Source organism: Bacteroides sp. L008 (assembly GCF_040812255.1).
Classification (GTDB): Bacteria; Bacteroidota; Bacteroidia; order Bacteroidales; family Bacteroidaceae; genus Bacteroides; species Bacteroides vicugnae.
Genome location: NZ_JBFNXO010000001.1, coordinates 525789 through 538492, shown reverse-complemented (window position 1 = coordinate 538492; position 12704 = coordinate 525789). Strand labels below are relative to the sequence as shown.

Annotated in this window: 11 protein-coding genes; 10 read left to right on the top strand and 1 reads right to left on the bottom strand. The window is 43.2% G+C overall.

All coding sequences use genetic code 11. From position 1 onward, the window contains the following. Positions 1-20 precede the first annotated feature (20 nt). Complete coding sequence (locus tag AB3G73_RS02085) at positions 21-500, bottom strand: DUF456 domain-containing protein (protein WP_074556510.1); 480 nt, start codon at positions 498-500, stop codon at positions 21-23. A gap of 256 nt (positions 501-756) precedes the next feature. Between AB3G73_RS02085 and AB3G73_RS02080 the strand changes: the two genes are divergently transcribed. The 10 genes from AB3G73_RS02080 to AB3G73_RS02035 all read left to right on the top strand — a co-directional run bounded on the left by AB3G73_RS02080 (position 757) and on the right by AB3G73_RS02035 (position 12668). Continuing rightward, entirely contained in the window at positions 757-1038 is a 282-nt protein-coding gene (locus AB3G73_RS02080; RefSeq protein WP_008999149.1) for a tol-pal system YbgF family protein, read from the top strand. A gap of 34 nt (positions 1039-1072) precedes the next feature. Further along, complete coding sequence (locus AB3G73_RS02075; RefSeq protein ID WP_004297419.1) at positions 1073-1300, top strand: ferredoxin family protein; 228 nt, start codon at positions 1073-1075, stop codon at positions 1298-1300. Between the two features lie 11 nt (positions 1301-1311). Next, the gene (locus AB3G73_RS02070) at positions 1312-2391 is read left to right on the top strand and encodes a 3-methyl-2-oxobutanoate dehydrogenase subunit VorB (RefSeq protein ID WP_367742227.1); all 1080 of its coding nucleotides are present in this window, start codon (positions 1312-1314) and stop codon (positions 2389-2391) included. Positions 2392-2477: 86 nt separating this feature from the next. Then, entirely contained in the window at positions 2478-2651 is a 174-nt protein-coding gene (locus tag AB3G73_RS02065) for a hypothetical protein (protein ID WP_008999147.1), read from the top strand. 12 nt (positions 2652-2663) lie between these two features. Further along, positions 2664-3428: a thiamine pyrophosphate-dependent enzyme gene (locus AB3G73_RS02060; protein WP_005677852.1), complete on the top strand. Its 765-nt coding sequence runs from the start codon at positions 2664-2666 to the stop codon at positions 3426-3428. A gap of 20 nt (positions 3429-3448) precedes the next feature. After that, positions 3449-3991 (top strand): 2-oxoacid:acceptor oxidoreductase family protein, encoded by a 543-nt coding sequence (locus AB3G73_RS02055; protein WP_074556452.1) that lies wholly within the window; start codon positions 3449-3451, stop codon positions 3989-3991. 120 nt (positions 3992-4111) lie between these two features. After that, positions 4112-6163, top strand: a complete 2052-nt coding sequence (locus tag AB3G73_RS02050; protein WP_195649081.1) for a putative porin — start codon at positions 4112-4114, stop codon at positions 6161-6163. 17 nt (positions 6164-6180) lie between these two features. Beyond that, positions 6181-7020 (top strand): transporter substrate-binding domain-containing protein, encoded by an 840-nt coding sequence (locus AB3G73_RS02045; protein ID WP_148366225.1) that lies wholly within the window; start codon positions 6181-6183, stop codon positions 7018-7020. Then, positions 7007-11242, top strand: coding sequence for a two-component regulator propeller domain-containing protein (locus tag AB3G73_RS02040; RefSeq protein WP_367742210.1), 4236 nt, complete (start codon positions 7007-7009; stop codon positions 11240-11242). Before AB3G73_RS02045 ends, AB3G73_RS02040 begins: the two co-directional genes overlap by 14 nt. 166 nt (positions 11243-11408) lie before the next feature. Continuing rightward, positions 11409-12668, top strand: coding sequence for a glycoside hydrolase family 88 protein (locus AB3G73_RS02035; RefSeq protein ID WP_298047241.1), 1260 nt, complete (start codon positions 11409-11411; stop codon positions 12666-12668). The last annotated feature ends 36 nt before the right edge of the window (positions 12669-12704 follow it).

Below are 12704 nucleotides of genomic sequence, written 5' to 3'. Positions count from 1 at the left end.
AGGTTATGAAAGGAAAGTACTTATCGCACCAACCCCACAATAAACTGATAACAAAAATAACCGCAAACAACAAACTTTAGAAAAGTTCCGAATATAAATCCGATTAATGAACCTACACCGGATTTGAGTGCTTGGAAAAACTCTTTATTTCCCAATAATTCACCAATCACCGCTCCTAGAAAAGGACCAAGAATAATTCCCCAAGGCAAAAAAAGAAGGCCGACAAGAGTTCCTATAATACATCCCCAATTTCCCCATTTACTACCGCCACTATACTTGCTCCCCAGCATCGGCATGAAGTAATCCAATACTTGCAAAACGACCACAATCAAAAGCCACACAATTAATTGTGTTGTAGTATATTGCACTTTATCGGTAAGATCCAGAATGACCAGCCCTAAATAAGCAATGGGAGTACCGGGAAGAAACGGAAGGATACAACCCGCCAACCCAGCTATCATACAAAGCACGCCAATTACAATCAAAATAATATCTAGCATAGTCTGTTCTTTTTTAATTCTGCACAAAAATACCGTATCTTTCAGTAAAAACAAGCTAACATCAAGAATTTTTCTACCCCTTTCCCCTTCACTGCCTGCTTAATAATGACAAGAGCGTGTAGCATATCAGAGGATAATCCGCCTCTACTATACAATATACAATAAAGTCCAAACGTTGTAAATTTCCGTCTTCATTTGCCCCATTTACACAAATAAAAACTATCTTTGCGTTTCAGAATCCCGAAAGACGAAAGAAATGGAGCAAATAGACAACCTAAAAGAGCTTATCAATCAGGGGGATGTGGACACAGCGATTAAGCAATTGGACCAGCTTCTCCAGGACACTTCTGTCGAAAAAGAGAAAGATACTCTTTACTATTTACGGGGAAATGCCTACCGAAAAAAAGGAGATTGGAAGCGGGCACTGGACAACTACCAGTATGCCATCGAGCTCAATCCGGACAGCCCTGCCGTTCAGGCCAGGAAAATGGCAATTGATATCCTCAATTTCTACCACAAAGATATGTTTAATCAATAATCGAACTCAAAGATAACGTAATAAAATAAAGATTATGGCAAAAATCAAAGGAGCAATCGTAGTCGACACGGAGCGTTGCAAAGGATGCAACCTGTGTGTAGTGGCATGTCCGCTCGATGTAATCGCCCTCAATAAAGAGGTAAATATGAAAGGCTATAACTATGCCTGGCAAGTAAAAGAAGATACCTGCAACGGATGCAGCTCGTGTGCAACGGTTTGTCCGGACGGATGTATTTCAGTGTATAAAGTAAAAGTAGAATAAAAGAAAAGAATATGGCAGAAGAAGTTGTATTAATGAAAGGAAACGAAGCCATCGCCCATGCAGCTATCCGCTGCGGTGCGGATGGATACTTCGGATATCCTATTACTCCCCAATCGGAAGTGTTGGAAACGCTGGCCGAACTGAAACCGTGGGAAACAACCGGCATGGTAGTACTCCAGGCAGAAAGTGAAGTGGCAGCTATCAATATGGTATATGGAGGTGCAGGTAGTGGAAAAATGGTTATGACATCATCCTCAAGTCCTGGTGTAAGTCTGAAACAGGAAGGTATCTCTTACATCGCAGGTGCCGAACTTCCTTGTCTGATTGTGAACGTGATGCGTGGCGGTCCCGGACTGGGAACCATCCAACCGAGCCAGGCAGACTACTTCCAGACTGTAAAAGGTGGTGGTCATGGTGACTACAGACTGATAGCACTCGCACCGGCATCCGTACAGGAAATGGCGGATTTCGTAGCACTGGGATTCGAATTGGCATTCAAATACCGTAATCCGGCTATTATTCTTGCTGATGGTGTGATCGGACAGATGATGGAAAAAGTAGTTCTTCCTGTTCAAAAAGCACGCCGCACGGAAGCGGAAGTAATCGAACAATGCCCATGGGCTACTACCGGAAAGGCGAAAGGCCGCAAACCGAACATTATCACTTCTCTGGAACTGAAACCGGAAGCAATGGAAATCAACAACCTCCGCTTCCAGGCCAAGTATCGTAAAATCGAAGAAAACGAAGTACGTTTTGAAGAAATAAACTGCAAAGATGCAGAATATCTGATCATCGCCTTTGGTTCAATGGCACGCATTGGCCAAAAAGCAATGGAACTGGCTCGTGAAAAGGGTATCAAAGTAGGTATTCTGCGTCCGATCACCTTGTGGCCATTCCCGACAAAGGCAATTGCCTCTTATGCTGATAAAGTAAAGGGCATGCTTGTTACGGAACTGAATGCCGGACAGATGATTGAAGATGTCCGCCTGGCTGTTAACGGTAAAATAAAGGTAGAACATTTCGGACGCCTCGGCGGTATTGTGCCCGACCCGGATGAAATTGTAACTGCCTTGGAAGAAAAAATAATGTAATTAGACGATTTACGATTAAAGTAACTATGGTAAGTCGCAAAATAATCTTAATCGTAAATCGTAAATAAAAAATAGTAAATAAAGCGATGAATCCCGATAAAATAAGAAACGTACTGAATATCCTCTTTATGATATTGGCCGTCGCAGCCATCATCATCTATTTTGTAGCCAAAGAAGATTTCAAAATGTTTATCTACGTATGCGGCGCGGCAATCTTTGTCAAGCTGATGGAGTTTTTTATACGGTTCACCAACAGATAAGGAGAAGAAGTTATGACTAAAGAAGAAATAATCAAACCCGAGAATCTGGTTTACAAAAAACCGACTCTGATGAACGATAACGCCATGCACTACTGTCCGGGCTGCAGTCACGGCGTGGTACACAAACTCATTGCCGAAGTAATAGAGGAAATGGGCATGGAAGATAAAACAGTGGGAATCTCTCCGGTAGGATGTGCGGTTTTCGCCTATAACTATCTGGACATTGACTGGCAAGAAGCAGCACACGGGCGCGCTCCTGCTGTGGCAACCGCTGTCAAACGCTTGTGGCCGGACCGTCTCGTATTTACATACCAAGGCGACGGTGACTTGGCCTGTATCGGTACAGCTGAAACCATACATGCTTTGAACCGTGGCGAAAACATTACGATTATCTTTATCAACAATGCCATCTATGGTATGACAGGTGGTCAAATGGCCCCGACTACACTGGTAGGAATGAAGAGTTCGACTTGTCCTTACGGACGTGACGTGGAACTTCATGGCTATCCGCTGAAGATTACTGAAATCGCTGCCCAATTGGAAGGAACCGCTTACGTAACCCGCCAGTCCGTACAATCCGTACCGGCTATCCGCAAAGCTAAGAAAGCAATCCGTAAGGCGTTTGAGAATTCCATGAGCGGTAAAGGTTCCAACCTGGTGGAAATCGTTTCTACTTGCAGCTCCGGCTGGAAGATGACTCCCGAAAAAGCAAACAAATGGATGGAAGAACACATGTTCCCATTCTATCCGCTAGGTGATTTAAAAGATAAAGAATAACGCTAAAAGTCAACAGAACAATGAAAGAAGAAATTATTATAGCAGGCTTCGGTGGACAAGGCGTATTGTCTATGGGTAAGATTCTGGCATATTCCGGTCTGATGGAAGGCAAAGAAGTGAGCTGGATGCCGGCTTATGGTCCTGAACAACGAGGTGGAACGGCCAACGTTACAGTTATTGTAAGCGACGACAAGATATCTTCACCGATTCTAAGTAAATATGATGCTGCCATCATTCTGAACCAGCCTTCACTCGAGAAGTTCGAAAGCAAAGTGAAACCCGGCGGTATCCTGATTTATGACGGTTACGGAATTATCCACCCTCCTACTCGCAAGGATATCAAAGTATATCGTATTGACGCAATGGATGCAGCCAACGAGATGAACAATGCCAAAGCATTCAACATGATCGTACTTGGCGGTTTATTGAAACTTCGTCCGGTTGTAACTTTGGAGAATGTGGTTAAAGGATTGAAGAAAACCTTGCCGGAACGCCACCACCACTTGATTCCTATGAACGAGGAAGCTATCAAGAAAGGGATGGAGTTAATCCGTGAGGTTTAATAAATTAAAAATTAAGAATTGAGAATTAAGAAATAATTGCTCGCCAAGTAAAGGATGCAACATATTTTTCAATTCTCAATTCTCAATTCTCAATTAAAGTAAGTATCTTTGCCTCCAATTATGAGACGAATCTTACTATTATATATATTACTTTCCGTTATAGGTTTGACGACTGTTCAGGCACAGTTCGATAATGGTCGCCAGAGAGTAGACGAAAACGGATACGACCAATACGGAAATCAGGTAGACCCTGCCATGATTCCGGACAGATTGGATAGTGCAAATGTCGAAGTACAGGGATTGCCTCCAAAATTGTATATGTGGCGTATCAAAAACCAGTTGGGCGACCGGACCATAGTACCGGCAGATACAGCCTTTCATCATTTCCAGAATTCAAACCTGACCGAAGGACTTACCGGACATTACAATTATCTGGCCAATATGGGTTCTCCCCGTATGTCACGCATCTTCTTTGACCGCCGTGACCCGGAACCGACTATTTTCATGGAGCCTTTCTCCAGTTTCTTTATTCGTCCTACGGAATTTAATTTTACCAACAGTAACGTACCTTATACGAATCTGACGTATCACAAAGCCGGTAATAAAGTGAACGGGGAAGAGCGTTTCAAATCTTACTTCTCTGTCAATGTAAACAAGAAACTGGCTTTCGGCTTTAATATAGACTACCTGTACGGACGAGGATATTACAATAATCAGAATACGGCGTATTTTAACGCAGCTGTTTTCGGTAGCTATATCGGCGACAAATATCAGATGCAAGCTATATACAGCAACAATTACCTGAAAACAAACGAAAACGGAGGTATTGAGGACGACCGCTATATCACTGCACCGGAAGAAATGGCGCAAGGTCAAAGAGAATATGAGTCAACCAATATTCCTACCGTACTAAATGCAACGACCAACCGTAACCATGACTTTTATGTCTTCCTGACCCAACGATATAATCTGGGATTCAGTCGTGACATACCACAGGCTGAAAATGACACCACTCCCGCCAAACAGGAGTTTGTCCCCGTTACCAGTTTTATACACACCATCCAGGTAGAACGGGCACGGCATACCTTCAACTCGAATGATGATATGCGCGAGAAGAATTATTATCAAAACACTTATTTAGACCCAGATAATCCTACGGCCAGAGACAGTACCACCTATGTAGGAATCAAGAATACCATAGGTATTGCTCTATTGGAAGGCTTTAATAAATATGCCAAAGCCGGATTGACGGCATTCGCTTCCTATAAAATCAGCAAGTATACATTGATGAATATGGAAGGAAATCCGTTGCCCGACAAATACAACGAAAATGAAATATTTGTTGGAGGAGAATTATCCAAACGTGAAGGAAATGTACTTCATTACCATGCTATCGGAGAAGTGGGATTGGCAGGAAAAGCCATCGGACAATTTAATGTAAAAGGAGATATTGACCTGAACTTCCCGTTATGGAAAGATACCGTCAGTCTGATAGCCCGTGGTGAAGTCAGCAATAAGCTTGCTCCTTTCTATATGCGCCATTATCATTCCAAGCATTTTATGTGGGACGACGATATGGACAAGGAATTCCGTACCCGTATTGAGGGGGAATTGAGCATTGCACGTTGGAGGACACGCCTGAAAGCAGGAGTTGAAAACATCAAGAACTATACTTACTTCAACCAAGAAGCAACACCAGAACAGAACAGCGGAAGTATACAGGTATTATCTGCAAGTCTTAATCAGGACTTCAAGTTGGGAATCTTCCATCTGGACAATGAAGTGACCTGGCAGAAATCCAGTGACCAGACTGTACTTCCCCTACCTGATCTCTCGCTATATCATAACTTCTATATGCAGTTCAAACTGGCGAAGAAAGTACTTAGTGTGCAATTGGGAGCCGACGTGCGTTATTTCAGCAAATACAATGCACCTGCCTATATGCCGGCCATTCAGAATTTTCATCTGCAACCGACAGACGACCAAGTACAGATAGGAGGTTATCCGATTGTGAATGTATATGCAAATTTACATTTAAAGCGTACACGTTTCTATGTAATGATGTATCACGTGAACCAGGGCATGAGCAGTCCGAATTACTTTTTGTCTCCGCACTACCCCATCAACCCACGTGTGCTGAAATTCGGTCTTTCATGGAATTTCTATGATTAACAAAAACTATACGGCTTATGGTATCACGCCCCAAATTGAGACTGTTCAGATATTTAGTGCCAGTGATTGTTGTATTGGCATTTATCTCCTCTTTCCGTCAATGCGGCAAGCAGGAAAAACCTGCGGGACATCCGCGTGATTATGCTGCCATTGCCAAAGAGGGTATCATACGTGTAGCCACTGAATATAATTCCATCAGTTTTTATGTAGACAGTGACACTGTTTCCGGTTTTCATTACGAACTGATCCAGGCATTCGCCCGGGACAAAGGGCTCAAAGCCGAAATAACACCTATCATGAGTTTCGAAAAGCGGTTGGAAGGATTAAGCGAGGGACGTTATGATGTGATTGCTTATGGCATATTAGCCACCAGCAAGTTAAAAGACTCTCTGCTTCTCACCTCTCCCATTTTCCTCAACAAGCAAGTGCTGGTGCAACGCAAAGAAACTGGAGAGAATGATTCGCTCTATATCCGTACCCAGCTGGATTTAGCCCAGCGAACACTTCATGTCGTAAAAGGTTCTCCTTCTATTTTGCGTATTCAGAATTTAGGCAATGAGATCGGAGACACGATCTATATCAAAGAGATTGATAAATACGGTTCCGAACAATTGATATCAATGGTAGCGCATGGAGACATCGACTATGCCGTTTGTGACGAAAGTATCGCACTGGCAGCAGCAGATTCGTTGCCGCAAATAGATATTAATACAGCTATCAGCTTCACGCAGTTCTACTCATGGGCAGTCAGCAAACAATCCCCCGCCTTACTCGATAGTTTGAATACATGGCTGGATAAATTCCAAAAGGAAAAGGAATACCAAAAGATTTATAAGAAATACTATGATAAAGAATAACCTTATTTCTATTACACAAAAACTTCGATTCCATATACGTTCATTTTCTTTTATTGCTTTCTTGATTCTCCTGACTATCTGCTTTCCACGGACCCATGCCGCAGAAAGCGGGATATTCAATTTCTCGAATATCAATCTCAAGAATGGCTTGTCGCAACTATCAGTCCTTGCCATTGCCCAAGACTCCAAAGGGTATATCTGGTTTGCAACCCGCAATGGATTAAACAAATACGACGGGGAGAAATTTACTGTATACAAGCATGATAACGATGATCCTCATTCATTGTCGGACAATCATATCACCTGCCTGTTGCCGGACGATGCAAATGACGGATTGTGGGTAGGCACCAATAACGGGCTTAATTATATCAATCTCAAAACCAATCAGATTACCAAATATCAAACGGACGATTATCCAAGCATGGCAGGAAACAACATTGCCGTTCTTCAATTTGACCAGTCCGGAAATCTGTGGGTTGGTACCCGAACAGGGTTATGTATATGGTACCCCCGTTCCGGGGAATTCAAGAAGAAATATTCCGACCATATCCCGGAGAATGAAGCAATCATGCAGCTTTATATTGATGCAGAAAAACGGCTTTATATTGGTACCCACCGTCACGGATTATTTATCTGTACGCCTGAAATGGAGTTGATTCAGCAACTCAATAAAAGCACACTGCCTGCCCTGTCGGACGACGCAATCAGTTGTATTTTCGAAGACTCCCGGCATCAGATATGGATAGGAACAGAAACCAGGGGACTGAATAAATGGAACCCGAAGACCAAAGACTTATCCATCTACAATCAGAAAAACAGCGGACTGACAAATGACTATATCCGTTGCATCACCGAGCAGGACCAGAAATTGATTATCGGGACGTTTGACGGACTTAGTATTCTGGATTTAAGAAACGATGATATATCCAAGTACAACCGGTTCGATGCCAACCAGAACAGCCTAAGTCATTTTTCCGTCCGCAGTATCTACATCGACCGGGAAAAAACGCTCTGGGTAGGTACCTACTCCGGTGGTGTGAACTACTATAACCCGCTCAATAACCGATTCATCTTTTACCATCCGGTAGAGAATAACAACCAAAAGTTATATAATATCTTTGGCACGATGGTGTATGATTCCACTTCATTGTGGATTGCAACAGAGGGAGGAGGATTAATGCAGTTCGATCCCATCACCAAGAAATATACCAACTTCCTGATTGAACAGACCTCCCAAGGATTGTTCAACAAGAACATCATCAAATCCCTGTTACTGGACGGAGATTACATCTGGTGTGGCACAAGTACCGGAGGAGTCTATAAATTCCATATTCCCTCCAGAAAGTTCACATTAGTATATTCATTCGACCGGGAAAAAAATATAGCTATCTATACTTTTTATAAAGATGCAGAGAATAATCTATGGATTGGAACGACAGCCGACAAAGGACTGGTGAAACTGTCTCCGGACGGAAAAATCACGAATCAGTTCCCGTATGGCAAAGAGAAGAAGGAGTTTGTCAACTTTACCAGTCTCCGGAGTTTCCTGCCACTAAATACCCATACCTTTCTGATAGGAACCCGGTCGTTCGGGCTCTACGAATATGATATGCAAAAAGGAACGGTGCTCCGTTGCAATATGTCAGAGACAAATCCCAATCAGAAACTCGAAAATAACTACATCACTTCCATGGTGCGCAAAGCGAACGGTGAAATCTGGTTCAGCACTTTCGGAGGGGGAATATACCTGTATAAACAAGGAACAGGCGTCGTCAAACATATTGGCAAGAAAGAGGGGCTACCCAATAATGAGGTATATGCCATGGTGGAGCACAATAATAACTTATGGATTAGTGTCGATAAGGAAATAGCCGAGCTGAATACCAAGACCGGGCAGATACGTAGTTATGACTGTTTTGTCGGTTCTGAAACGTTGGAGTTTACACCGCAGGGAGTCATTAGTCTGCCCCACGGTGAGGTCTACTTTAGTGGAAGCAATGGTTTCCTTTCTTTTACTCCCGGCTCTCTTCTAAAGAATAACACCATGCCACCGGTAGTACTTACCCAACTGACGGTAAACAATAAGGTAATCACACCGAATGATGATACTCATCTGCTGGATAGTGCCCCGGACGATACGCAAACATTGGTTCTTGCCTACAATCAGAATAATTTTTCCATTGCATACAGTGCTTTGAACTATATTCTGCACGAACAGAACCAATATGCCTATAAACTCTCCGGTCACGACGAAGACTGGAATTACGTAGGTAGTCGTAAAGAAGCATTCTATACCAACATCGCTCCGGGAAAATATACATTCCAGGTCATAGCATCCAACAATGACGGCGTATGGAATGAAACCGGAAAGAAAATGGAAATCATCATTCGCTCTCCGTGGTGGGGAACACCGCTGGCCTATATCCTTTATGTCCTATCCGCATTGGGAATCATGTTTACTATCGGCTATTATATGTACAGCAAACATAAACTGGAACTGGACCTGCGCATGAAGCAAATGGAGAAACAACGCATGGAAGAATTCCATCAGACAAAGTTGCACCTGTTCACCAACTTCTCGCATGAGTTACGTACTCCGCTGACACTTATCATCAGCCCGCTGGAAGAGTTGATGAAACGGGCAGAAGTTCCCCAGTTTATCAGAACACAACTGGACATGATTCTGAAAAATGCCCGCCGATTATTACTTCTCGTCAATCAATTGATGGATTTGCAAAAGAACCAGAGTGGTAATCTCACTCTCCAACTGTCTCAAAGCGACCTGAATGCTTTCCTGCTCGAAATATTCTACACATTCAGGCAGATTGCCGAAAGCAAACAGATTCATTTTGAATATCAGGCTCCTCAAGGCGAGGTGACAGCCTGCTTCGATCAGGGCTTACTCGAAAAAGCCGTTTTCAATTTATTGTCGAATGCTTTTAAATTCACAGTACCGGGAGATACAATCACACTGCGTTTATTGCTGATTACAGATATAGACACTCTACGCCAGGAGCATAGCGACTGGCTATCAGAACATTCTCCGCTTATCACCTCTCATCAGGGAAGTTATTTAGTGATTCAGGTAGCAGATACGGGAAAAGGAATTCCAGAAGATGAACGTACCCAAATCTTCACTCCCTTCTACCAGGTCGGTCACACGACAGGTAGCGAGAATATGAATGGCACAGGTATCGGATTAAGCCTGACTCAATCTGTTGTTCATCTGCATCACGGAGAAATTGGAGTCACAGCCAATACCCCCAAAGGAAGCGTATTCACTATCCTATTACCGAACCACACCATGACAGAAGAAGAGGTGGCGAATACTGCCGTTCTCTCGGAAAAAAACAATGAACAAGTAGAAAAAGGTATGTCCGGAGCCATTGATTCCGAAAATACCGTTTCCGGAGCCACTCCATCCCTACCCGGCAAAACAGTTCTATTGGTAGAAGACAACGAAGAGATACGAAGTTACGTAAAAGGACACTTGGAACAATATTACCATGTACTGGAAGCCGACAATGGTTCGGATGCTTTTGAAATTATCCTGAAAGAATTTCCCGACCTAGTGGTGACGGACATTATGATGCCCGGTATCGACGGACTGGAACTTTGTTCACTTATCAAGAACAATTTGCAGACAGGACATATTCCCGTTATTCTACTCACTGCCCGCACGATGGTGATGCATGTCAAAGAAGGATTCTTGTCGGGAGCAGACGATTATGTGGTCAAGCCATTTAATATTGATGTCCTGCTGGTACGTATCTACAATCTTCTGGCGCAGCGGGAGAAGCTAAAATCCGTATATAGCAAAAATTTCTCCCTGCAATCCATGGGAATTGAAGTGGAAACGACCTCCGCCGATGAGAAATTCATGCAGAAACTATTCAAAATCATTGAAAAGTATCTCACTGACCCCGATTTGAAAGTAGACAAAATCTGTGAAGAGATGGGATTCAGCCGGAGCAACCTTTACCGGAAACTGAAAGCTATCACCGACCTGCCGTTGAATGACCTTATCCGTCATAAACGTTTGGAAATAGCTACACAAATGCTGAAGCAAACAGAAATGAACATTACCGAAATTGCAACGGCTACGGGATTCAATACTCTTGCCTATTTCACGAAATGTTTCAAATCAGCTTACGGTGTTTCTCCATCGGAATATCAAAAGTCACATTCAGGCCATACAGATATTGATACCATCCGGAAATAGCCGATTTACAAAATCGTCCCAAACAATAAAAAATGTCCCAACAAGGCTTACAGAACGGATTTTTTTATTTGTTTGGGATGAAAATGCAAACATCTGGCATCATTAGACAAACCGATTCTACTCTGTTTCCATACATTTGCAATGTTGTTCTACTTAATATAATCATATGGAAACAAAGATTAAAAACTACTTGTTGGTCTTCGGACTTGGAATCATCACACTTACCAGTTGTAATCACTCTAAAGAGCAAGATATCGTTGCTTCTAACTTCGCATTTGCCGAACAGCAATTAAAATACGCACTGACTCAAATAGACGAGGCACGTGCCAATGAATCACAAGAGAGTAGAGAAAAGAGAGAAAACAAAGGCTGGGGGGAATTAACCAATCCCCGCAGTATCAAACCGGACGGTTCACTGGAACTGGTTGTTTCTAAAGACTGGACCAGTGGATTCTTCCCCGGTGAGCTTTGGTATCTATATGAATACACGCACAATCCATATTGGAAAGAGCAGGCGCAGAAACATACAGAAATTCTGGAACGCGAAAAAAATAACGGAAAAACACACGACATGGGCTTCAAGATGTATTGCAGCTATGGAAACGGTTATCGTCTGACCGGAGATTCCACTTATAAAGATATTCTGTTGCAATCCGCACGCACCCTGATTACCCGTTACAAACCGATAATCGGCTGTATCCGTTCCTGGGACCACCATGCAGACAAATGGCAATTCCCCGTTATCATCGATAATATGCTGAATCTTGAACTTCTGTTCTGGGCATTCCGCGAAACAAACGACTCCACCTATTATAATATAGCAGTCAACCATGCACTCACTACCATGAAGAATCACTTCCGTGAAGACAACAGCTGCTATCATGTAGTAGAGTACGATACCATCAACGGAACGGTACGCAGCAAAATGACGCATCAGGGATATTCCGACGAATCGGCATGGGCACGCGGACAAGCATGGGCCTTATACGGATACACCATGTGCTATCGTGAAACCGGCAGACCCGAATTCCTGCAACAGGCGGAGAAAGTAGAGAAATACATCTTCAGTAATCCGACCCTGCCGGCAGACCTGATTCCTTATTGGGACTTCAACGCACCCGGAATACCGAACGAACCCCGTGACGCATCCGCTGCATCCTGTATGGCATCCGCTCTTTATGAACTAAGCACATACGTTCCCGAAAAGAAAGAACAATACAAGCAGGAAGCCGATAAGATTCTCCAGAATCTGACGCATAGCTATCGTGCGCAACTGAACGGGGATAAAGGATTCTTGCTGCTGCACAGCACAGGTTCCAAACCACACGACAGCGAAATAGATGTCCCACTTTCATACGCCGACTATTATTTCCTGGAAGCCTTGCTCCGCAAAGCTAAATTGGAAAAGGAAGAAAGTCTTTTCTAAATCTTCCGGCAACTCTCACGATCACATCACTTTACT

Coding starts and splice junctions, on each gene's coding strand:
- AB3G73_RS02085 (WP_074556510.1), bottom strand. CDS start 500: ATGCTAGATATTATTTTGATTGTAATTGGCGTGCTTTGTATGATAGCT.
- AB3G73_RS02080 (WP_008999149.1), top strand. CDS start 757: ATGGAGCAAATAGACAACCTAAAAGAGCTTATCAATCAGGGGGATGTG.
- AB3G73_RS02075 (WP_004297419.1), top strand. CDS start 1,073: ATGGCAAAAATCAAAGGAGCAATCGTAGTCGACACGGAGCGTTGCAAA.
- AB3G73_RS02070 (WP_367742227.1), top strand. CDS start 1,312: ATGGCAGAAGAAGTTGTATTAATGAAAGGAAACGAAGCCATCGCCCAT.
- AB3G73_RS02065 (WP_008999147.1), top strand. CDS start 2,478: ATGAATCCCGATAAAATAAGAAACGTACTGAATATCCTCTTTATGATA.
- AB3G73_RS02060 (WP_005677852.1), top strand. CDS start 2,664: ATGACTAAAGAAGAAATAATCAAACCCGAGAATCTGGTTTACAAAAAA.
- AB3G73_RS02055 (WP_074556452.1), top strand. CDS start 3,449: ATGAAAGAAGAAATTATTATAGCAGGCTTCGGTGGACAAGGCGTATTG.
- AB3G73_RS02050 (WP_195649081.1), top strand. CDS start 4,112: ATGAGACGAATCTTACTATTATATATATTACTTTCCGTTATAGGTTTG.
- AB3G73_RS02045 (WP_148366225.1), top strand. CDS start 6,181: ATGGTATCACGCCCCAAATTGAGACTGTTCAGATATTTAGTGCCAGTG.
- AB3G73_RS02040 (WP_367742210.1), top strand. CDS start 7,007: ATGATAAAGAATAACCTTATTTCTATTACACAAAAACTTCGATTCCAT.
- AB3G73_RS02035 (WP_298047241.1), top strand. CDS start 11,409: ATGGAAACAAAGATTAAAAACTACTTGTTGGTCTTCGGACTTGGAATC.